The sequence below is a fragment of the Achromobacter sp. 10T422 genome (assembly GCF_056394065.1).
Genome location: NZ_JBFTHD010000001.1, coordinates 656,782 through 678,763, shown reverse-complemented (window position 1 = coordinate 678,763; position 21,982 = coordinate 656,782). Strand labels below are relative to the sequence as shown.

Annotated in this window: 18 protein-coding genes; 8 read left to right on the top strand and 10 right to left on the bottom strand. The window is 65.6% G+C overall.

Annotated elements, in window-relative coordinates; translation table 11 throughout:
* The first annotated feature begins 29 nt into the window (after nucleotides 1–29).
* Together AC1DB0_RS02840 and AC1DB0_RS02835 are read left to right on the top strand one after the other, a co-directional pair.
* The gene (locus AC1DB0_RS02840; RefSeq protein WP_476756614.1) at nucleotides 30–485 is read left to right on the top strand and encodes a MarR family winged helix-turn-helix transcriptional regulator; all 456 of its coding nucleotides are present in this window, start codon (nucleotides 30–32) and stop codon (nucleotides 483–485) included.
* An 83-nt stretch (nucleotides 486–568) separates the two neighbouring features.
* Entirely contained in the window at nucleotides 569–2,101 is a 1,533-nt protein-coding gene (locus AC1DB0_RS02835; protein ID WP_476756615.1) for an MFS transporter, read from the top strand.
* A gap of 13 nt (nucleotides 2,102–2,114) precedes the next feature.
* On the opposite strand, the gene AC1DB0_RS02830 is transcribed toward AC1DB0_RS02835, so the two are convergent.
* The 6 genes from AC1DB0_RS02830 to nirB are packed head-to-tail and all read right to left on the bottom strand — an operon-like array spanning nucleotide 2,115 to nucleotide 9,829.
* Nucleotides 2,115–3,377, bottom strand: coding sequence for a nitrate- and nitrite sensing domain-containing protein (locus tag AC1DB0_RS02830; RefSeq protein ID WP_476756616.1), 1,263 nt, complete (start codon nucleotides 3,375–3,377; stop codon nucleotides 2,115–2,117).
* A 27-nt stretch (nucleotides 3,378–3,404) separates the two neighbouring features.
* Entirely contained in the window at nucleotides 3,405–4,244 is an 840-nt protein-coding gene (gene cobA / locus AC1DB0_RS02825) for a uroporphyrinogen-III C-methyltransferase (protein WP_476756617.1), read from the bottom strand.
* A 16-nt stretch (nucleotides 4,245–4,260) separates the two neighbouring features.
* On the bottom strand, nucleotides 4,261–6,018 hold the full coding sequence (locus AC1DB0_RS02820) for a bifunctional protein-serine/threonine kinase/phosphatase (RefSeq protein ID WP_476756852.1): 1,758 nt from the start codon (nucleotides 6,016–6,018) through the stop codon (nucleotides 4,261–4,263).
* 22 nt (nucleotides 6,019–6,040) lie between these two features.
* Nucleotides 6,041–6,853 (bottom strand): formate/nitrite transporter family protein, encoded by an 813-nt coding sequence (locus tag AC1DB0_RS02815; RefSeq protein WP_054425243.1) that lies wholly within the window; start codon nucleotides 6,851–6,853, stop codon nucleotides 6,041–6,043.
* Between the two features lie 40 nt (nucleotides 6,854–6,893).
* Entirely contained in the window at nucleotides 6,894–7,271 is a 378-nt protein-coding gene (nirD, locus tag AC1DB0_RS02810) for a nitrite reductase small subunit NirD (protein WP_346550414.1), read from the bottom strand.
* Entirely contained in the window at nucleotides 7,271–9,829 is a 2,559-nt protein-coding gene (gene nirB / locus AC1DB0_RS02805; RefSeq protein ID WP_476758592.1) for a nitrite reductase large subunit NirB, read from the bottom strand. The genes nirD and nirB overlap by 1 nt, the downstream gene beginning before the upstream one ends.
* Before the next feature lie 475 nt (nucleotides 9,830–10,304).
* On the opposite strand from nirB, the gene AC1DB0_RS02800 reads away from it, so the two are divergent.
* The 3 genes from AC1DB0_RS02800 (at nucleotide 10,305) to AC1DB0_RS02790 (ending at nucleotide 14,456) form a co-directional block, all read left to right on the top strand.
* Nucleotides 10,305–10,850, top strand: coding sequence for a sigma-70 family RNA polymerase sigma factor (locus AC1DB0_RS02800; protein ID WP_420865329.1), 546 nt, complete (start codon nucleotides 10,305–10,307; stop codon nucleotides 10,848–10,850).
* Complete coding sequence (locus tag AC1DB0_RS02795; protein ID WP_476756619.1) at nucleotides 10,850–11,845, top strand: FecR domain-containing protein; 996 nt, start codon at nucleotides 10,850–10,852, stop codon at nucleotides 11,843–11,845. Before AC1DB0_RS02800 ends, AC1DB0_RS02795 begins: the two co-directional genes overlap by 1 nt.
* A 142-nt stretch (nucleotides 11,846–11,987) precedes the next feature.
* A complete protein-coding gene (locus AC1DB0_RS02790; protein ID WP_476756620.1) occupies nucleotides 11,988–14,456 on the top strand; it encodes a TonB-dependent siderophore receptor in 2,469 nt (822 codons plus the stop codon).
* Between the two features lie 22 nt (nucleotides 14,457–14,478).
* Here the strand turns inward: AC1DB0_RS02790 and AC1DB0_RS02785 are convergent, their stop codons facing one another.
* From AC1DB0_RS02785 to AC1DB0_RS02775, 3 genes are read right to left on the bottom strand one after another with little or no spacing between them, the layout of a single operon-like run.
* Entirely contained in the window at nucleotides 14,479–15,036 is a 558-nt protein-coding gene (locus tag AC1DB0_RS02785; protein ID WP_476756621.1) for a low affinity iron permease family protein, read from the bottom strand.
* A 9-nt stretch (nucleotides 15,037–15,045) separates the two neighbouring features.
* Nucleotides 15,046–16,128, bottom strand: a complete 1,083-nt coding sequence (locus AC1DB0_RS02780) for a flavodoxin family protein (protein ID WP_476756622.1) — start codon at nucleotides 16,126–16,128, stop codon at nucleotides 15,046–15,048.
* A 56-nt stretch (nucleotides 16,129–16,184) separates the two neighbouring features.
* Nucleotides 16,185–16,805: a helix-turn-helix domain-containing protein gene (locus AC1DB0_RS02775; RefSeq protein WP_054425254.1), complete on the bottom strand. Its 621-nt coding sequence runs from the start codon at nucleotides 16,803–16,805 to the stop codon at nucleotides 16,185–16,187.
* Nucleotides 16,806–16,916: 111 nt separating this feature from the next.
* Here AC1DB0_RS02775 and AC1DB0_RS02770 point away from each other — a divergent pair, with 111 nt between their 5' ends.
* The 3 genes from AC1DB0_RS02770 (at nucleotide 16,917) to AC1DB0_RS02760 (ending at nucleotide 20,838) form a co-directional block, all read left to right on the top strand.
* Nucleotides 16,917–18,110 carry an NAD(P)/FAD-dependent oxidoreductase gene (locus AC1DB0_RS02770; RefSeq protein WP_476756853.1) on the top strand — a complete coding sequence of 398 codons (1,194 nt, stop codon included), beginning with the start codon at nucleotides 16,917–16,919 and terminating at the stop codon, nucleotides 18,108–18,110.
* 71 nt (nucleotides 18,111–18,181) lie between these two features.
* Nucleotides 18,182–19,162 (top strand): Bug family tripartite tricarboxylate transporter substrate binding protein, encoded by a 981-nt coding sequence (locus AC1DB0_RS02765; protein WP_082387152.1) that lies wholly within the window; start codon nucleotides 18,182–18,184, stop codon nucleotides 19,160–19,162.
* A gap of 113 nt (nucleotides 19,163–19,275) precedes the next feature.
* The gene (locus tag AC1DB0_RS02760; RefSeq protein ID WP_476756623.1) at nucleotides 19,276–20,838 is read left to right on the top strand and encodes an amidase; all 1,563 of its coding nucleotides are present in this window, start codon (nucleotides 19,276–19,278) and stop codon (nucleotides 20,836–20,838) included.
* Nucleotides 20,839–20,929: 91 nt separating this feature from the next.
* Here AC1DB0_RS02760 and AC1DB0_RS02755 read toward each other — a convergent pair whose 3' ends face one another.
* On the bottom strand, nucleotides 20,930–21,814 hold the full coding sequence (locus AC1DB0_RS02755) for a LysR family transcriptional regulator (protein ID WP_346550407.1): 885 nt from the start codon (nucleotides 21,812–21,814) through the stop codon (nucleotides 20,930–20,932).
* Between the last annotated feature and the right edge of the window lie 168 nt (nucleotides 21,815–21,982).

The window sequence follows — 21,982 nt, the reverse complement described above, 5'->3', positions numbered from 1 at the left end:
TGCTTTTCGCTTTGATCTCCCAGACTGCCATGTCGCCTGCCAAACCTTCCGTGCTGGACAGTTTCTATACCGGTGAACTCGGCTTCATGGTGACGTCCGTGCGCGCCAGCATTCACGATGCGCTGGAGCGCGAACTGGCGCCGTATGACCTGACGACGCCGCAGTACGTGGTGCTGAACTGTCTGGCCAAGGGCTGGGGCCGTACGCTTAGCGACTTTTGCCGGGTGCTGGCTTATGACTCGGGTGCGATGACCCGCTTGCTGGACCGCATCGTGGCCAAGGGCTTTATCCGGCGGGTCGAGAACGAGGCGGATCGGCGCAGCTACCTGATCGAACTGACCGAGCTGGGGCAGGCCGCCTTGCCGCAAGCGCTGGACGCAACCGAAGTCGCCATGCGGCGTTTGCTGCAAGGGTTTTCAGAAGACGATGCCGAGACTCTGCACAAGCTGTTGTCGCGGCTGCTGATCAACGCGGGCAGGGACTGAATCGGTCCGTCCGCATTTTTTTATTTATTTATCTGCCTAGGCATATACAGCCTGGGCATAAATTCAAGAACACTCGCCGCGCCATGCAAGCTTCCCCGCATCCTCCCATTCCCCCCGCCTTGTTGATGACGATCGGCGCGCTGACGTTTGTCGACTTCCTGCAAAACGGCATGGTCACGTTCGCGGCCTCGCCCATCATGGGTGAGATCGGCGCCAGCCCCGAGGAATACACCACCGTCGCGGTCATCTATGCCTGCGTGGCCGTGGTGATGATTGCGCTGCAAGGCTGGCTGGTGCATCACTTGGGCTTGCGGCGTTATCTGCTGGCGTCGTTGGGCGCGGCGGCGGCGGGGGCGGTGGTGTGTGCGCTGTCGCGCAGCGAAGCGGGGTTTCTGCTGGGCCGGGTGCTGATGGCAATGGGCTGCGCAGCAATGCTGACGTCATCGCGGCTGACGGTGAACCTGATTCCGCCAGGCCCCGCGCGTTTTCAGGGCATCAAGGCCTTGGCGACGGGGTTGTGCACGGGCACGGCGCTGGGGCCGTTGCTGGCGTCGGTGGCGGTGGATCAAACCGGCTGGCACGTGATGTTCTGGCTGGTCGCCGCGCTGTCGTTGCTGGCGATGATTCCGGTAGCGCTCGCCATGCCCGATCACGGTGGCGTGACGGTGGCAGGGCAGGCGCGGCTGGCGCCGATTGCAGCCCTGGGGCTGGGCAGTTTCTTGCTGCTGCACGCGTTGCAGCGGTCTTATTACGACTTTTTCAGCGACCGCCATCTGCTGGTGCTTTACGCCGCAGCGGGCTTGGCGGCGCTGGCGTTTTTTGTGCGCTCGGAAACGCGTCATGGCGCGCCGTTGCTGAAGCTGGGCGGCATGAAGGAAGTGCGCTTTCTGAGCGGCCTGGCGCTATTCATGTTTTGTTATCTGATGCTGGGCGCCAACGGCTATCTGGTGCCGTTGATGCTGCAACGCGCGCTGGGCTTGTCGTGGGCGAACACGGGCGTGTTCTTTGCGATGGGGCTGGGCGCGGGCGTGCTGACGTTTGCAGTGATGTCGCAGTTGCTTGCCCGCTGGCCGTCGCCGCGCAAGTTCTTCGTGGCGGGTTTTACCGCGCTGGCGGCGTTTGCCGTGTTGATGTCGCGGCTGACGCCTTCGGCTGACCCGTGGACGGATGTGTTGCCCGCGCTGGCCTGCTACGGCGTGTTCATCATGATCGTCATGCCGGCCACCGCCATGAACACCTTCACGGGGCTGACCCATGACCCCGCGGTGTTCGCGCATGCGCAGCAGGTGAAGAACATGCTGGCGCAGGTGGGGCAGGCGCTGGGCATCATGGTGGCGACGGTGGGCCAGCAGTGGTTCACGTCGGAACACTACAACGTGCTGATGGCGGGCATCGCCCAAGGCAACGCCAATTTTGAAGCGGCCAAGGCGCAGTTGAGCGGCGTCTACGCGGCGGCGGCCGACCCCGCGCGGGCGCAGCAGATGGCCATGGCGCATATCTCGCAATGGCTGGATCAGCAATCGGTGCTGCTGGCGAACCTGGATCATTTCCGGGTGTTGGCCGTGCTGGCGTTGGCCGGGGTGGTGGTCAGCGTCATGCAGCGGGTGTTTCGCTAGGCGGCGCGGCGGATCAATTCCCGGCCAGCTCGCCGATCACCTGGCGCGCCACGTCCGACAAGGACAGGCCGCCATCCATCGCCGCGCGTTGCAGCCGTTCGTGCGCGGCGTGCTCGGTCAGGCCGTAATGGCTGATCAGCAGCAGCTTGGCGCGATCAATGCGCTTCTTTTCTTCCAGCGCCCCGCGCATGGTGTGCAGCGCGTCGTCGGCGCGCTGCATGCGCAGCGTCTGCTCGCGCATCATGTCCAGAATCGACCGCTCCAATTCGCTGCCCACGCCGTCAGGCGCGGGAGTGTCGACGATGCGGCTTTGCACGCTGAAGACCATGCTGGGCGCCTGGCCGCTGGCGTGCTCGGCATAGCGGCTGAGCAGCAGGCGGCGGTCGTCCAGTTCTTTGCGGGTGTCGGCGATACGGCGTTCGCACTGCTGCGCCAACGCCTGGGCCAGCAGGCTTTCCACTTCGCGCATGGCGTCGATGCGCGCGGTGCACAGGTCGAACCACAGTTCGGCAAGGCTGCCGTCTACGCGTTGTCCGTCGGCGGTGCGCTGCGCCATGTCTCGCATGCGTTCTACGGGTTCGCCTTGTTGCTGGATCTGTTCCCAAACCGTGCGCGGCGCGCCGTCAGCGTGTTCGGCGTAGATATCAAAACTGCGGCGCTGGTTGGCCGCCAGCCCCAGCATGCGGGCCTTTTGCGCGTCGCTGAAAAACCCGGCTGTAAATCCCATCACACCGCAAGCGCGTTCCTGCCCGCTCAGCTCTTTGCCTTGCATGAAGTTCAAGAGCGCGACCAGGATGCGGGTGACGCCGGGGTCCAGCGCCGAATCGGCCGCTTCGAACACCACGGCCAGCAGGCTGCCGATGACCTGTGTGAAGCGCGCATCGGCGTCCGCGACGGCGATGGCGCGGTCGCGGATCTGGCGGCGCAGGGCGGGCAGTTCGTCCAGCCGGAACAGGGCGAAGGCGATACCGTTGAGCAAGCGGGCCTTGCCGCTGCCATGCGCGGGGTCGGCCGCCAGGCCATCCAGGAAATGGCGCGCGTCGGCCTCGATGCGGACGGCGGTGTCGCTCAAGCCCGCCAGCGTTTGCTGCAAGCGTTCTTGCGGGCTGCAAAGCGTCAGGTTGGAGTAGCCGCGTTCCTTTTGCAGCGCGTGTACCAGCGCGCTGATGCGCACCACCAATTCACAGGTGCCGGCCAAGGCTTCCAGCCCGTGGAGCTCGCTGCGCCGGGCGGCAAGCAGAAAGCGCAAGGGCGGCGGCATGTGGCGTTCGGCCATGGCGGTCTCTTTGTCAGTCTCGGAAAGTCAGGCGCGGCGGCGCAAAACGGGTTCGGTGGACGTCAGCATCGGCGTATCTTTGGTGGAGGTCAGCATCGGCGTATCTTTGATGGACGTCAGCATCGGCGTATCCATTGGCGTATCCATGGCGCCGAAGACCTGGCAGGCGGCAACGTTGCCGATGACCAGCACGGCGGGGCTGCGCAATTGAAAGTCTTGGGCGTCGTGCGTCATGGCGGCCAGTGTCGAGCGGCATTCACGCTGGTCGGCCAATGATGCGCGTTCGATCATTGCCACGGGGGTGTCGGGCGCCATGCCGGCCGTCAGCAACTGGCTGCTCATGTCGTGCAATTTGGCCACTCCCATGTAGACCACCAGCGTGGTGCCGCTGCGTGCCAGCCCCGTCCAGTCGGGCATCGTGCCGTCCTGGGAATGAGCGGTGATCAGTGTAACGCCCTGAGCCATGCCGCGTTGGGTCAATGGGATGCCGCAGGCGGTGGCGGCGGCCAGGCCAGCGGTGATGCCATTGATGATTTCGCAGCCTACGCCGTGGTCGCTGAGCCATTGCGCTTCTTCGCCGCCACGGCCAAAGATGCAGGGGTCGCCGCCTTTCAGGCGCGCCACGCGCAAGCCTTGCCGGGCATAGCGCAGCATCAAGCGCTGGATGAAGGCTTGCGGCGTGGAGCGGCAGCCGCCGCGCTTGCCGACATGGACCAAGCGGGCTTGCGCGCAGTAGTCCAGCACCTGCGGGTTGACCAGATCATCCACCAGCACGACGTCGGCCAAACCCAGCGCACGCACGGCTTTGAGGGTCAGCAGTTCCGGGTCGCCAGGGCCGGCGCCAATCAACCAGACGGAAGGGTTCATGAGAGGGCTCCTGGATTCAACGATCAAGAAAAAGGATAAGGATCACGATCAGCTGCACCACGCACAGGCCTTTCCAAAAGGCGAGCGGATTGCGTTCCAGCAGCGGCAGGCGCGCTTGGTGGGCGGCGGACGCTGGCGGGTGACGCAGTGCATGCGTGAATTCCGATAGCTCGGGCGTGCGCTCGGCCGGGTCGGGATGCAGGGCGCGGCTTAGCACGCCGTCAATCCAGGCGGGCAGTTCGCGCTCGCGGTCCAGCACTGACACATAGTTCAAGCGCAACTGCGCGGCGCGGCTGCGGGCGCGCGCCACGTCAGCGCCATAAGGCAGACGGCCGGACAGCATCTGGTAGAGCATTGCGGCCAACGAATACAAGTCAGATCGCGCCGTGCCGGCTTCGCCCAGGAACAGCTCGGGTGCGGCGTATTGCGCGGTGCCCAGCATCGGGGGCGCGTCGTCATCTTGCGCGCTGCGGTCCAAGAGGCCGGCGGCCTGCGTGGAGCCCATGTCGATGATCGTGGCCTTGCCGTCGTCGCCCACCAAAATGTTGTCGGGCCGCAAATCGTTGTGCACGATCTCCAGCCGGTGAAACGCTTGCAGGCCGCGCGCAATCTGTTCGATCAGCGCCACCGCTTGCTCTAGCGTGGGGCGGGGGTGGTCGGCCATCCATCGCGTCAGCGTGCGGCCCGCAATGCACTCGCTGACCGTGTACAGATAGCGGCGCGCGCGCGGCATCGGCCAGGCGCGCAGCACGTGGCGGCTGTCGATGCGGCGGGCGATCCACTCTTCGGTCATCAGCCGTTCCAGATACGCCGGGTCATGCCGCAAGTCCAACGACGGAATCTTGATGACCACGGCGTCGCCGCTGGCGATGTCGCGGGCCAGGTAGACGTGGCTGCGGTGGCTGGCGCGCAGTTCATCCTGAATGCGAAAGCCTTCAAATTCCATGCCGGCGGCCAGCAACGGCGGGCAGGGCAGGTTCAGGCTGTAGCGCGCAATTTCGTCGGCGCGGCGCGGGGGCAGGGCATCGATACGCACCAGCTGCACGGTCAGGTTGTCGTCGCTGCCGCGTTCAAACGCCAGTTGCACCAGCGCGCGCGCCGCATCGTCCAGCGCGTCGGGATGCATCGCGATGGCGTGCGTGACGTCATGCGCATGGATGTATTCGTAGACGCCATCGGTTGCCAGCAGGAAGACGTCGCCCAGCTCCAGCGGCTGGGTGTGATAGTCGATTTCCAAGTGCGGCGCCAGGCCCAGCGCGCGGCCCAGATAGCTTTTGTCTTGCGAGATCCACACGCGATGGTCGTCGGTTAGCGGTTCCATCGCTCTGCCGCGCAGCCGGTAGATGCGCGCATCGCCAATGTGCAGGATGTGCGCGGTCGTCGCCTTCAGCACCATCACGGTCAGCGTGCAGACGTAGCCGCGGTCGGCGTCGCGCGGCTGGTCGGGGTGATGGCGCTGGCGGGTCTGCGCATGCAGCCAGCCGTTGGTGGCGCTGAGCACCTTGTGCGCCGACTTCTTCACCGACCACGTTTCGGGCGTGCAGTAATAGTCTTCCAGGAAGCTGGCCACGGCGGTTTCGCTGGCGATGTGGCTGACCTGGCTGCTGCTGATGCCGTCGGCCAGCGCGATGGCGATGCCCTTGGCGCCCAGCAGCGGTTCGGCCGGCACGCACAGGCCGTGAAAGTCCTGGTTGACCGGCTTGCGCCCCGGCTCGGTGTGCTGGCCCACCGCCACCTGCAAGCAGGCGGCGGCGCCGGGGGCGGGGCGGTCCATCACGGCGCGCGTCCTGGCGGGATCAGTTGAAGCGGCGCTTGGGCGCGGTCTTCATGTGCGTCGTGTAGAGCGTCAGGCCGGTCAGAGAGATGCCGCCGATCAGGTTGCCCAGCACCACCGGGATTTCGTTCCAGATCATGTAGTCCATGATCGAGAAGTTGCCGCCCATGATCATCGCCGACGGGAACAGGAACATGTTGACGATGGAATGCTCGAAGCCCATCGCAAAGAACAGCATCACCGGCATCCACATGGCGATGACCTTGCCGCTGACCGACGTCGAGATCATCGCGCCCACCACACCCAGCGACACCATCCAGTTGCACAGCACGCCGCGAATGAAGATGGTCAGCATGCCGCCCGCGCCGTATTCCTTGTAGCCCAGCGTGCGGTTTTCACCGATGTGCGAAATGACCTGCCCGACCTTGTTGGGCGGCACGGAAAAACCGTAGGTGAACACGATGGCCATCAGCACCGCCACCGTCAGCGCACCGGCGAAGTTGCCGATGAAGACAAAACCCCAATGCTTCAGGATGGCTTTCACGGTGACGCCGGGCCGCTTGTCAAAGAGCGCTAGCGGCGTCAGCACGAATACGCCCGTCAGCAGGTCAAAGCCCATCAGGTACAGGATGCAGAAGCCCACTGGAAAGAGGGCCGCGCCCAGAATGGGCGACTCGGTTTGCACTGTGACCGTCACGGCGAACACGGCGGCAATCGCCAAAATGGCGCCGGCCATGAAGGCGCGGATCAGGACGTCACGGGTCGCCATGTAGATTTTCGACTCGCCCGCGTCCACCATTTTGGTGACGAATTCGGAAGGTACCAGGTAGGACATGATGATTCCCTATTGCGTTGTAGGTAAGAGGGCGTGGCGCTCAGGCGACTTCGACGGCGTCGCCGTTGAAGCGCGCCTGCCAGGTGCGCAAGCGTTGTTCGGGGTATTGCACGCACGTGCCGTCGGCCAGGCGGAAGTGCTGCTTGTAAAGCGGCGAGGCCACGATCAGGTCGCCGCCCAGTTGGCCGATGAGACCGCGTCCGATGACGTTGGCGCCCGATTTCGGGTCGCGGTTGTCGAGGGCGTACAAGGGCGCGCCGTCGGCGTCAGGCAGGTAGAACAGCGCGATCTGCTGGCCGTCCAGCAGGGCGACGACGCCAGAGCCGGCGACCAGGTCGTGGCGGGAGCAGACGGCGCGCCAGTTCAGAGCGGAGGCCGGACTCAATGCGGCGTTCAACGCAGGTTTTATGGCAGCCATCAGACGATCTCCTCGGCAATCGGAATGACACGTGCAGCACGAGCCGGGGCCGGCCGGGGTTGGCCGCGTTCTTGCACGAATTGGATGTCGGGGTCGCCGCCGCGCTCGTTGACGAAGGTGCGAAAGCGCTTGAGCTTTTCCGGGTCGGCGATGGCGTTGGCCCATTCGCATTCGTAGCGGTCCACCACCAGCTGCATCTGCGCGTCCAGTTCGGCGCACAGGCCCAGGCTGTCGTTCAGCACCACGTCCTTCAGATAGTCCAGCCCGCCTTCCAGCGATTCGCGCCAGACGGATGTGCGTTGCAGTTTGTCGGCGGTGCGGATGTAGAACATCAGCACGCGGTCGATGGTGCGGATGAGCGTGGCGTCATCCAGGTCGGTGGCGAACAGCTCGGCGTGGCGCGGGCGCATGCCGCCGTTGCCGCACACGTAAAGGTTCCAGCCGTTTTCGGTGGCGATGACGCCGATGTCCTTGCTCTGCGCTTCGGCGCATTCGCGCGTGCAGCCCGACACCGCAAACTTCAGCTTGTGCGGCGCGCGCAGGCCTTTGTAGCGGTGCTCGATGTCCAGCGCCATGCGCACGCTGTCCTGCACGCCGAAGCGGCACCACGTGCTGCCCACGCACGACTTCACGGTGCGCGTGGACTTGCCGTAGGCGTGCCCGGTTTCGAAACCGGCGGCGATCAGTTCGGCCCAGATGTCGGGCAATTCATGCAGCTGCGCGCCGAACAGGTCGATGCGCTGGCCGCCCGTGATCTTCGTGTACAGCTGGTACTTCTTGGCCACGGCGCCGATGGCGATCAGGCCATCGGGCGTGATTTCGCCGGCGGGTATGCGCGGCACCACCGAGTACGTGCCGTTCTTCTGCATGTTCGCCATGAAGGTGTCGTTGGTGTCTTGCAGCGGCACCAGGTGCGGGTCTTGAATGGGGCGGTTCCAGCACGACGCCAGAATCGAACCCACGGCAGGCTTGCAGATGTCGCATCCGACGTGGCCCTTGCCATGGCGGGCCAGCAATTCGTCGAACGTTTCGATGCCGCCCACGCGCACCATCGCGTAAAGCTCCTGGCGCGTGTAGGCAAAGTGTTCGCACAGGCTTTTGTCGACTTCCACGCCCCGGCTGGCCAGTTCGTGTTCCACCACCTGCTTGAGCAACGCGGCGCACCCGCCGCAGCCCGAGGCCGCCTTGGTGCATTGTTTGACGCTGCCTAAGTCGGTGCAGCCGCCATCAATGGCCGCACTGACCGCGCCTTTGCTGACGTTGTGACAGGAGCAGATTGTGGCGGTGGCGGGCAGCGCGTCCACGCCGAGTGCGGGTGCGGCCTTGCCCAGCGGCAGGATCAGGCTGGCGGGGTCGGCGGGCGGCGCGATGCCATTCTGCGCGTATTGCAGGAGGGTGTCGTAGTAGCGGTTGTCGCCCACCAGCACGGCGCCCAGCACGCGCTTGCCGTCTTCGGACACCACCAGGCGGCGGTAGCTGGAGCCGGCTTCGTCGATGTAGCGGTAGCTGCGTGCGCCCGGCGTGACTCCGTGCGCGTCGCCGATGGAGCCCACGTCCACGCCCAGCAGCTTCAGCTTGGTGGACATGTCGGCGCCGGTGAAGGGCGTTTCTTCCGCGCCGCACAGGTCGGCCGCGACGATGCGCGCCATCTGATAGCCCGGCGCCACCAGGCCGAACACGGTGCCGTTCCAGGCCGCGCATTCGCCGATGGCGTAGATGCGTTCATCGCTGGTCAGGCAGCGGTCATCAATGGCCACGCCGCCGCGTTCGGCCAACGTCAGCCCGGCTTTGCGCGCCAGCGTCACGTGCGGGCGGATGCCGGCCGAGAACACGATCAAGTCCGTTTCCAGGGGCTCGCCTTCGGAAAAGCGCATGCGGTAGCGGTAACGCGTGCCCGGCTTGATGTCTTGCGTGGCGCGAGACAGATGCACGCCCACGCCCAAGGCTTCGATGCGCGCCTTGAGCGCCGCGCCGCCCGCCTCGTCCAGTTGCACCGGCATCAGGCGCGGCGCGAACTCCACCACGTGCGCTTCCAGGTTCAATGACTTCAAGGCGTTGGCCGCTTCCAGCCCCAGCAGGCCGCCGCCCACCACCACGCCGCGCCGCGCACCGCGTGCGGCCTCGCGGATCAGGTCCAGGTCATCGATGCTGCGATACACCAGGCGCGACGCGCCTTCCGCGCCCGCGATGGGCGGCACGAACGGGTAAGACCCCGTGGCCAGCACCAGCTTGTCGTAGGCCAGGCGGCCGCGCTGCGTGACGACTTCCCGCGTGTGGCGGTCGATCTCAAGCACCGGTTCCCCCAGATGCAGATGCAGCCCCTCTTGTTCATAGAAGGCCGCCTCGCACATCGCCATTGATTCGGCGTCGCGGCCGTTCAGGTATTCAGACAGATGCACGCGGTCATACGCGCGCCGCGTCTCTTCGCCGTAGACGTGAATGCGATAGCGCTCAAGTGCGCCGCGCGCGATCAGTTGCTCGACGCAATGGTGTCCCACCATGCCGTTGCCAATGACGACGAGCGTCTGCAAGGAATCGGGAGAGGCCGCTGCTTTCATGAATATCCCCAAGCGCTGAATGTGAATCAAAAGACAAAAGGCGCCCTGGACCTGTTGGTCGGGGCGCCTTTGCCGGTACTGCTCAAGTTGTGGTGCGGCCTTGCGGCCTGCATGAACCATCAAGCAAAGACCGTGCCAACGCGGCAGGTCCGTCATGACGGGGGCACGTTTTAACGCGCGGCTCATAGGGGAATAGGGCAGTCGGCAGGCAGCGTGTGCCCGCAGGCTGCATGGCGTTGGCAGGGCGCGGGATCAGGCTCGCGCGCCAAACTGGTGCACCGCGTTGTGCGTTGCCGCACCGATTTGGGTCCGCGCCCACTTGCGCCGTTGCATCGATACCACTCACGCGGCGTTGCCAAAGCGCTTTCTGCCGGGCCATAATCTGCCCTTCGTTGGATTGATAACCGTTCGCATTCACATTGATGCTGAATTGCGGCAAGAACGGGCGCAGGGCGTCGGGTCAGGAGCGGGCAAGATCGTGAGTGGATCGCAAAGTGTGTCGCAGGAATTCGAGCAGCTGTACGGCAACCATCACCACTGGCTGCTGGCTTGGGTTAACTGGCGTCTGGGCAACGCTGCGGATGCGGCCGACCTGGCGCATGACGCGTTTGTGCGCCTGCTGACGCGGCCCTGCCACTTTGATGACGCCAAGCAGGCGCGCACCTATTTGCGCAAGATGGCCAACGGCATGTGCGTGGACCTGTGGCGCCGCCGCACGCTGGAGCAGGCCTGGCTGGAAGAGTTGGCCGCGCAACCCGAGCCGACGGCGTCGTCCGCCGAACAGCAGGCCATGGTGCTTGAGGCGCTGGGCGAGATCGACGCGATGCTGCGCGAACTGCCGCCCAAGGCGGCGCACGCATTCGTGATGGCGGTGGCGTGCGAAATGACCGACGACGAAGTCGCGGCCGTGCTGAAGGTGTCATCCCGGATGGTGCGCAAGTACGTGGCGCAGGCCATGTTGTGCTGCATGAAGCTCGAAGCGCGGCTGGCCGCTGGCGGCACAGACTTGGCGCTGGCGTGATGGGCCGGGTCGAGGCGTCTGGGCAGGAACCGTCGCACCAGGTGATGGAGCAGGCGGCCGAGTGGTACGCCTTGTTGCGTACCGGGTCGGCGTCTGCGGCTGAGCAGCGCAAGTGGAAACAATGGCTGGACAACGCGGCGGAGCACCAGCAGGCATGGCGTTATGTGGAACGCGTGGGCCGTCGCTTTGAACCTTTGCATGCCAGCCCGGACCGCGATGCGGCGGTCAGGGCCTTTGGCCAGGCGGCGAACGGGGCGCCGCGCAGGCGCCGCGCCGTGCTGCTGGGCTTGGCTGGCCTGGCCGCGGGCGGCTTGGGCTGGGGCGCGTGGCGGCACACGGCGCTGCCTGTCATGGCGTCGACGTGGGGTGCGGACCATCGCGCGGGCGTGGGCGAAACTGCGCGCGTCGCGCTACCCGACGGCACCCAGGTTTGGCTCAAGGCGCTGAGCGCATTCAACGTGGACTTCAACCCAGCGCAGCGCCGGCTGCAATTAGTGGCCGGTGAAATGCTGATCGATACGGGCCGAGATCCGCTGCGCCCGTTCCTGGTGGATACGGAGCAAGGGCGTCTGCAGGCGCTGGGTACGCGCTTTACCGTGCGCCAGGACGCTGGCGATACCTTGGTGACGGTGTTTGAAGGCGCGGTGCGCGTCGACGCCGCGCGCTCACATGCGACGGGCATCGTCCCGGCGGGCCAGCAGCTCCGGTTCACCGCCCATGCCCTGCAAACCATGGCGCCCGCCAATCCGGCGCACGAAGCCTGGGCGCATGGCGTGCTGGTGGCCGACAACACGCCGCTCTCAGAAGTGGTGGCGGAGTTGCGCCGTTACCGCTATGGCCATGTGGGGCTATCGCCGGAATTGGCGCGCATGCGCGTGTTCGGCAGCTACCCCATCAACGATGCCGACCGGGCGCTGGACATGCTGTCGTCGGTGCTGCCGATTCGCGTTCAACGCACGCTGCCCTGGTGGATCAGCGTTGAACCGCGGGGCTGAAAGAAAAAATCTGCATCTAGCGGTTCCGGAAATCGCCATCTCGTTCGATTAAGGATAGTGAGAGTCTGCCGAGCCCGAGGTTTGGCCGGCGTATCGCCCCTCTCTTTCCTTACCTTCCTTCGCACGAGAGCACAGGCCAGTCATGCCCCATCGCACCCCTCTTTCCCGCACGGCGTTCGCCGCCGCGCCCGCTCGCCCCATGGCGTTGACCCGCAGCGGGGCGCGAGCCTTGGGCTTGCCGCTGGCGTTAGTCGTGGCGCTTGCGGCCTGGGATCAGCCAGCCCGGGCGCAAGCGGCGTCAGCGGGCGCCGCCCAAACGTCGGACGTCTTGTCGTTCGATATCCCGCCGGGCGCGTTGAACCACGTGCTGGCGCGGCTGGCCAATGAATCGGGCATCTTGCTGGCCGCGGCACCAGACCTGGTGGCGGGCCGCCAAAGCGGCGGCGTGCGGGGGAACTACTCGCGAGCGGACGCGCTGCGCCAGGCCTTGGTCGGCACAGGCTTGAGCGCCACGCGCCAGGCGCCGAATCAATTTCGCTTGAACGCGACGCCAGAAGCAGGCGCCACCGTGCTGGATACGGTGACCGTCACCGGCAGCGCGCTATCCAGCGGGTTGCCGCCCGAGTACGCCGGCGGCCAGGTGGCGCGCGGCGGCCGTGTCGGCCTGCTGGGCAATATGGACGACATGAGCACGCCGTTCAGCGTGACGCAGTACACGTCCAAGCTGATCGAAGATCAGCAGGCCCAGAACATTGGCGATGTGCTGGTCAATGATCCGTCGGTGCGCAACACCTATTCGCGCGGGGCGGGCCGCGACGAGTTCAACATTCGCGGCTTCACGCTGTTCAATTACGACGTGTCGTTCAACGGCCTGTATGGCGTGTCGCCGCGCAATTCCAGTTCTTTGATTGGTGTGGAGCGCGTGGAAGTGCTGCGCGGCCCGAACGCCTTGCTCAACGGGATGGCGCCCTATGGGTCCGTGGGCGGCTCGATCAACCTGGTGCCCAAACGCGCGGGGGCCGAACCGCTGAACCGCTACACCCTGTCCTACATTGGCGACAGCCAGTTTGGCGTGCATGCCGATCTGGCCCGCCGCTATGGTGATACCCAGGAATGGGGCGTGCGGCTGAACGTGGCGGGCAGCGGTGGCGACCTGCCCATGGATGGCTCGAAAGAAAGCCTGGGCGCGGTAGCCCTCGGCCTGGATTACCAGGCCGAGCGTTTCCGCCTGGAAGGCGACATCAACTATCAGAACCGGAATACCGACGCGCGCAGCGGTTTGTTGTTCCCGCCGGAGCCGGGCGTGGCCATTGGCCGGGCGCCCGATGCGCGGGGCAACTTCTTCCCGTCGTGGACGTATTGGAAAACCAAGGAATGGTCGGGCGCGCTGCGCGCTGAATATGACTTGTCGCCGGACTGGACCGTGTACGGCGCGGTGGGTGCGCGCAAGCACGACTTCGAAAGCCTGCAAACCAGCTGGCTGATGCTGGATGGCAATGGCGATATTGGCGCCGTGCCGGCGCGCCTGAACGAGTCGTTGCTGAGCAAGACGGCAGAGGTCGGCGTGCGCGGCCGCTTCCATACCGGCGCGATCAAGCACGAGCCCGCGCTGAGCGCCAGCGCGCTGGACATCGACTATTCGTCCGCCCGCATCCGTTCGCGCACGGTGTTCTCGAATATTTATGATCCGGTTGATCTGCCCAAGCCGAACATTGCCCGCCCCGGCGACCTGCCCCGCACGAGCGAGTCGCGCCTGTACAGCGTGGCCTTGGCGGACACGCTTTCGATGTTTGACGACCGGGTGCAGTTCATTGCCGGCGTGCGGCATCAACAGGTGAAGTCGACCAACTTCGACGCGGCTACGGGGCGGCACACGTCCGAGTACGACAAGTCGGCCGTCACCCCCGCGTTTGCATTGACGGTTCGGCCGATTGAGCCCCTTTCGCTGTACGCCAACTACATCGAAGGCCTGAGCCAGGGCGGCACCGCGCCCGAAGGCGCCGTCAACGCGGGCGAAATGTTTGCGCCTGCCATCTCCAAACAAGTCGAGGTGGGGGCGAAGGTCGACTTCGGCCAGTTCGCCACGTCGCTCAGCGCGTTCCAGATCGAGAACCCCAGCAGTTTCCTGGACCCGGCCACCCGCCGCTACGTGTCCAATGGGCAGCAACGCAACCGTGGCCTGGAATTCCTGGTGCAAGGCGACGCCGCGAAAGGCGTGCGCCTGCTGGGGGGCGTGGCTTATACCGATGGGCGTCTGACTCGCACGGAAGGCGGTGTGAACGACGGCAACCGCGCGCCGGCCGTGCCGCAGTTCCAGTTCAATGCGGCGGCGGAATGGGATACGCCCTTTCTGCCAGGCCTGACCTTGACGGCCCGCATGCTGCGCACGAGTCGCCAATACGTGGACGTGGGCAATACGCAGGAAATTCCCGGCTGGACTCGTTTCGATGTGGGCGCGCGCTACGGGTTCAAGGCCAACGGCACGCCGATGATGGTGCGGGCCACGGTGGAAAACGTGTTCAACAAGAATTACTGGCAGTCGGCCGCGCGTGAAGGCCTGACCGTCGGCGCACCGTTGACCGTGCTGTTGTCGGTGACGGCGGAATTCTGATTGATGGGGCAGGGGCGGGCGGCTAGGGCGTGGCCGTCTTGCCCACGCGCATCACTCGCCGGCGCACCCGCAGGCTGCCGCGCACGGTTTTCTTTGCGCCTTTTATTGACGTCGACCGGCGCCCTTTACTGCGGTCGACGCGGGCCTGCGCGCGGGCCCGCGCCGTGCAGGCCGCAGCCAGCGCCAGCAGCTTGTCTTCGTCCAGTTGCTCGGCGTCAACCAATCCTTCGTCGGCGCCTTTCAGCGCGATCAACAATTCGTCCAGCTTCAGGTGCAGGGCGCGGGCGTCCTTGTTCTGGTTCTGCTGGATCAGGAACACCATCAGGAACGTCACGATGGTGGTGCCGGTATTGATGACCAGTTGCCAGGTTTCTGAATAAGCAAAGGCGGGGCCGGTGCAGGCCCATATCAACACCGCGATGAGCGCGGCGCCGAACGCGGTTGGCGACCCCGCCCATTTGGTGACGTGCGCGGCAAAGTGGTCGAAGAAGCGCGTGATCGCGTGCGACTTTGCAGGCGGTGGTTGTTCCCGTTTTGCGTGCTGTTCGTTGTCGTCGTTCTTCACGTTCGGCTTCGGCATGGGCCTCACCTATTTCGGCCGGGGACTGCGCAGGCCTTCATCCGCCGGGGCCAGTTCGCCCGAGCGCAAACGGGGCAGGCAATTGACCATGGCGCGCGCCACATTGCGCACCTCTTCCTGCACCGCCTGATCGTGGTCCAGGTCGGCGTGGCTGGTGGCGTAGGGTTCGTAATAGCCGATGTAGCGATCCAGCCGTGCCATGGCCCCGGCATCGATCAGCCCCATCCAGTCAAGCCAGTCGCACAGCGCGCGCCGCTGCACTTCGATGCCGGCGACATCCCCGTGCACCACCACGCCGTAAGCGCGGCCGGCAAGGTGCTTGGGGTAGGGCCAGCCGGCCAATTCAAGCTGCTTTGCCTTTTCCACATCTTTGCCGGACGTGGTTGTGGGATCTGGGTTGCCGCCATCCGCGCACACCAGGCGGTCAATCATCAGCTTTAACGGGCTGGGCGATTGGTACCAATACGTGGGCGCCACCAGAATCACGCCGTGCGCCGCGACCCATTGTTCATAGATATCGTTCATGGCATCGTTGTCTTGCCCCAGCGAATGGTTGGGGTAACAGCTGCACGGCCAATGGCACAGCGGCATAGCCGACGACACGCAGCCTTTACAGGCATGGATCTGATACTGGTATTCCGACGTAAGCCGGCTCAGGTCGAGCATGTCGGCTTGCAGGCCCGCGCTTTCCACTTCGGCTTGCATCAACCCCGCCAGCCGCCAGCTTTTTGAAACTTCGCCCGGACAGGTGCCGTCGTTGCGGGCGGACCCGATGACGATCAGCACACGCGAACGGGTGCCGGGGTCGCGCTGGACGTTTGCGGCTTGCTCCAGGCGATCGTGCGCGTCTTTCCATTCCACGGACAGGTCGTAGTCCGGGTCGGCGTAGCCCGCACCGGCTTTCTCGGTGATGGGCGCTTTGCGGCCGTCTTGGTACGCATCCCACGCGATGGCTTCCAACCGTGCCAGCGCCTCTATTTCAGCCTTGAACGCGGGGTCGTAAAAGCGGCGCATGAAGCGCAGCGTGAAGGTGTCGCGCGAAAGCGGGCCGGAATATTGCCCCTTGCGGATATCGGGCTTGGATGCGGTCATCGGGGTCTGCCTGCAGGGGATGATCCGCAGGGTCAGCAAACCCCGTGCCTGACGCGTTAACTGTCGTGTCCGCCCGTCATCACCACCATGATTTCGGCAGGGGCGGCGCTACAGGACAAATAGATATGCCCGACGCCGCTGTCGAAGTAGGCCGTGTCGTGTTTGGCCAGCCGCATCGATTCGCCGTTCTCGAAGCGCAGCTCGATTTCGCCTTCCAGCACCACCAGGAATTCCTGGCCGGCGTGGCGCATGTAGTCCTCGAACTCGGAGGCATCGCGGGCCAGGATGCGGCCGTACATGGGCGTCATGCTGCGGCGCGGGTATTGGCCGGCCAGCAGTTTGTAGTCGTAGGTGCCGGTCAGGTAACCGGGGGCGTCGGCCAGCGTGCAGCGCAAGGCGCTGGGCGCGGCGTCAGCGGGGTCGGCGTGTTCGACGGGGCCGAACAGTTCCGCGATATCCACGTCCAGCGCGCGGGCCACGGCGGCGAACTTGGCGTAGCTGATCGATACCTGGCCCAGTTCCATCTTCGACAGGGTGGACAGCGCCACGCCGGTCAGCGCCGACAACGCCTTCAACGTCATCGAGCGCGATTTGCGCAGCGCGCGCAGGCGCACGCCCAGGCTGCTGCGGTCGGCCAGGATGTCGGCGGCGGGCGAGGGCGGGCGAACGGGGGCCATATCGGTGCTTTCCCTTAGCGGCACGGGCTAGCGTGTTTTTCGCCAGCCTTTTTTGGTTGACGAGTATTTTGTCATATCCGAGAATTCTCATATACGAGAATTCTGAAGGGCATCATGAGCACGCAGCAGTTTGATGTTGTCATCGTGGGGGCCGGCATTGCTGGCGCGTCGCTGGCCTACCGGTTGGCTGCGGAAACCGAGCCGCCGCCGCGTGTTCCGCTCCGTGTTCCGCTCCGTGTACTGCTGCTGGAGCGTGAGTCGCAGCCGGGCTATCACTCCACGGGCCGCTCCGCCGCGATGTTCATGGAAACTTATGGCACGCCGCAGATCCAGGCGCTGACGCGCGCCAGTCGCGCGTTCTACGAACAGCCGCCGGCGGGCTTTTCCGAGCACCCGATTCTTCAGGATCGCGGTTGCCTGTATATCGCCAGCCAAGCGCAGCGCGACACGCTCATCCACAGTTTCGAGGCCGCGCGGGCGCTGGCCGGCAATGTGGAATTGCTGGATGGCGATGACGCGTTGGCGCGCGTGCCATGCCTGCGGCCCGAGGCCGTGGCGGGCGGCGCGATGTTCGAACCCGACGCGCGCGACTTGGACGTGCATGCGCTGCACCAGGGTTTTCTGGCGGGCGCGCGCCGCCATGGCGCGGTGCTGCATTGCCACGCCGAAGTCGCGTCGGGCGCGCGGCAGGAGGATGGCCGGTGGGCGCTGACCTTGACGGACGGCACGCATCTTGACGCCGGCATCGTCGTCAACGCCGCGGGCGCCTGGGCCGATGAAGTGGCCAAGCGTTGCGGCGTGGCCCCGGTGGGCTTGCAGCCGTGCCGCCGCAGCGCCTTCACGTTTGCCGCGCCCGAAGGCGTGGACTGCACGGCGTGGCCGGCGGTGGTTGGCATCGACGAGAGTTTCTATTTCAAGCCGGATGCGGGCCAGTTGCTGGGTTCGCCCGCCAACGCCGACCCGGTCGACGCGCACGATGTCGTGGCCGAAGAACTGGATGTGGCCACCGGCATCTATCACATAGAAGAAGCCACCACGCTGACGATCCGCCGGCCCGCCCATGTGTGGGCCGGGCTGCGTTCGTTCGTGCCGGACGGCGATCTGGTGGTGGGTTTTGACGCGGCGCAGCCGGGCTTTTTCTGGCTGGCGGCGCAGGGCGGCTATGGCATTCAGTCGGCGGCGGGCGTGTCGGCGATGGCGGCGGCGCTCTTGACCGGGCAGCCGCTGCCGGACGCGCTGATCGACGAGGGCGTGGCCCCGTCGTTGCTGTCGCCCATGCGGCTGCGCAAGGCACCCGGGGGCTAGGCCCAGGCTTTCAACGCATTATTTGCTGTGACTTCTGCTCAGACCAATTGAACAACAAGGGGAAAATAACCATGTTCATGCAACGCAGGAAGTTTGCCGTGGCGTGCGCCGCCATCGCTTTGGCCGCAAGCGCCGGGGCCGTGCAGGCCGCCGGGTATCCGCAACGGCCGATTCAGCTGATCGTGCCCTTTCCGCCGGGCGGCGCGGGCGACGTGCTGGGCCGGATCATCGCCAAGCGCATGGGGCAGGAACTGGGGCAGTCCATCATCGTCGAGAACAAGGCGGGCGCAGGCACGATTCTGGGCGCGCAGACGGTGGCTAAAGCTGAGCCCGACGGCTACACGCTGCTGCTGAGTTCAGGCACGACGTTTACGGTGAACCCGGCCGTGTACGACAAGCTGCCGTACAGCCCGTCGCAAGACTTCCAGCCGGTGGGCATGGTGGGACGCGCGGCGTTGATCATCGTCGCCAATCCGCAGACGCCGTATTCAGACGTGAAGGGTTTGGTGGACGCCGCGCGCAAGCAGGGCGACAAGTTTTCGTATGGCTCGTTCGGTATTGGCACGGTGTCGCACTTTGCGGGCGAGATGTTCCAGGAAGCCGCCGGCACGCACATGACGCACATTCCGTACAAGGGCAGTTCGCCGGCCATGACGGACTTGATCGGCGGCCAGATTCCGGTCTTGTTCGATACGGTGGTGTCGGCCATGCCGCAGATCAAATCGGGCAAGGTCAAGGCCATTGCCGTGACCACGCCGCAGCGTTCCGGCTTCCTGCCGGACGTGCCGACGGTGGCCGAGGCCGGCTACCCGGACGTCAGCATGGACACCTGGATTGCCGTGTTCGCGCCCAAGCGCGTGCCAGCGGATGTGGTCGCGACGTTGAACGCCGCCATCACCAAGACCTTGCAAGACCCCGACACCCAGAACCAGTTGCGCGCCAGCGGTTTTGAACCCACGCCGATGGACGGCGCGGGGGTCGCGCGCATCATCGCTGAAGAAACGCCGCGCTTCGCGCAGATTGCCAAACGCGCGGGGATCAAGGCACAGTAAGCCTGCTCCCACGCTTCGCAAGGCATGCCCGCCGCGCCGGGCATGCCGCGCAACACCCGGGGGGGGGTCATGGCCGTCCCCGCGCTGTTTTCAAGACTGACAAGGATTTTTGCATGAGCCATTCCAACGATCTGCTGTCGCTGTCCGCGGTTGAACTGCGCCGGCGCATCGGCGCCCGCAGCCTGTCGCCAGTGGAGCTGCTGGATGCCTGCATCGCCCGTATCCAGGCGGTGAACCCGGCCATCAATGCCGTGACGGCCACCTGCTTTGACCGCGCGCGCGACGAAGCGCGGCGCGCCGAAGCGGCCGTGATGCGCGGCGATGCGCTGGGTGCGCTGCATGGCTTGCCCCTGGGCGTGAAAGACCTGGAAGATACGGGCGGCCTGCTCAGCACTTACGGGTCGCCCAACTTCCGCGAAAACGTGCCGGTGGCCGACAACATTCTGGTGGCGCGCTTGCGGGCGGCCGGCGCCATTGTGGTGGGCAAGACCAACGTGCCGGAAATGGGCGCGGGCGCCAATTCCCGCAACCCCGTCTGGGGCGCCACCGGCAACCCCTTCAACCCCATGTTGAACGCGGGCGGCTCATCAGGCGGTTCGGCTGCGGCGCTGGCCACCGATATGCTGCCCTTGTGCACCGGGTCGGATACCGGCGGGTCGCTGCGCATCCCCGCCGCCAAGTGCGGCGTGGTGGGCTTTCGGCCATCACCGGGCTTGATTCCCGTTGACCGCCGCCAGTTGGGCTGGACGCCGATTTCTGTCGTCGGCCCCATGGGCCGCAGCGTCGAAGATGCCTGCCTGCAAATGGCGCCCACCGTCGCCATTGATCCCTTGGACCCGTTGTCGTATTCCGATGACGGCGCGTTGTACGCGGTGCCGGGCCGGGTGGACTTGGGGTCATTGCGCGTGGCTTACACCGAAGACTTCGGCGTGTGCCCGGTGGACGACGATATCCGCCGCACCTTCCGCGCCAAGATCGAAGCCATGCGGCATTTGTTCCGCAGCTGCGATCCGGTGTCGATAGACATGGGCGAGGCCGACCGCTGCTTTGACGTGGTGCGCGCCGAAAGCTTCGTCGCCGCGTTTCGCGACACGTACGAAAAAGATCCTGGTTTGCTCGGCCCCAACGTGCGCGCCAATTACGAGATCGGCGCCAACATGACGCTGGCCGACCGCGCCTGGAGCCATCTGGAGCAGACGCGCCTGTTCCGCCGTTTCCAAGCGCTGTACCGCGATTACGATCTGGTGCTGTCGCCGGTGACGCCGGTGTCGCCGTTTCCGTGGTCGGAGCTGTATGCGCAGACCATCGAAGGCAAGCCTGCGCGCAATTACTACCACTGGCTGGGGCTGACCTACGTGGTGACGCTGGTGGCCAACCCGGCGCTGTCTTTGCCGTGCGGCGTGGACGAACGCGGCATGCCATTCGGCCTGCAAGTCATCGGCCCGCATCGCGGCGATGCGCGCGTGCTGGCGTGCGGCCATGCGATGGAGCAGGCGTTTGCGGCCAGCGACGCCTTGCGCCGTCCGCGTCCGGATTTGACCAAGCTCGCCCAACCCGTGCCGGCGCTGCGTGAGCTGGCGACGCATCCCGCGCCCGAAGCCTTGGCGACGCGTGCGTTCACGGCTGAGGAGGCCGCGTCATTGCGTGCGGGCGGTTCGGCGTCGGCGGCCGTGTAAAAGCGGGGGGGGCTGGGGACGTGGGTTCAAGCCGGCATTCGGGACTGAGAACCGTGCGGCTCGGGGCTGAGAATCGTGCTGCTCGGGGCGGCTATCCAAACGCCGCCTCGACCGCCGCAAACGCGGCCGCCACCAGCGGGTCGGCACGGCGCGGCGCCTGCGTGATGAATGACAGCTCGGCCTGAATCGACAGCCCCTTGATCAGCAGCAAGCCGTTGGCCTGCGACTCACGCAGCGCGATGGAGTCCCGCACCAGCGACAGCCCCACACCCGAGCGCACCAGGTCCAGCATCGACGCTTCCTGATCCACTTCTGCCACCGCGTTGGGCGCGATGCCCAGCGCATCGAACTTGTCCGCCAGCAGGCGATGGTGCACGGAATCTGGCGGGGTCCAGATCCACGGCAGCGCGCCAATTTCCGCCCAGCCGCGTCCGGCCACCTGCGCGCCCCAGCCCTTGGGCGCCACCACGTAATAGGCAAACGACGCCAGCGGCAGCGCGTCCAGCCCCGGTCCGCATTGGGACCCCGCAGGCCCCAGAAAGAAGCCCACATCCAATTCCCCCGCCCGCACCTGCCGGCCCACCGAGCCGGACATGCCGTGGCGCAGCGTGGGGCGGATCTTCGGGTAGTGCTCGACCAGGTATTGCAGGGTCGCGCCCAGCCGTAAAAATTCCGGGTCCAGGATGGTGCCGATGCGCAACTCGCCTTGCACCGTGTCGCGCAAGGCGCCGATGGCGCGCTGGAAATCGTCCAGCGCGTCCAGGATGCGCTGCGCCGACGGCAGCAGCGCGCGGCCATCGGCGTTGGGCGCCAGGCCTTGCGCGGTGCGCGCGAACAGCGTCAGGTCCAGCGATTCCTGAAAGTTCTTCAGTTGCAAGCTGAGCGCCGGCTGGGTCAGGTGCAGGTGCTCGGCCGCGCGCGTCAGATTGCCTTCGCGGGCCACGGCGGCAAAGGTGCGGATGTGCTTCAGGTCCATGGCGATGTCCGGAATCGGGGGATGAGCATTATTAAAGATGCTTATAAACCGGTTTTCAACATTTCATTGGACAGTTGCGGGCCGCTGCGCCAGAGTCTTGCCAGATGCCCGGCGCGCGCGCACGCGACGCAGCCGGGTCGGCTCATCGTGACGGCGGCCTTCGATTGG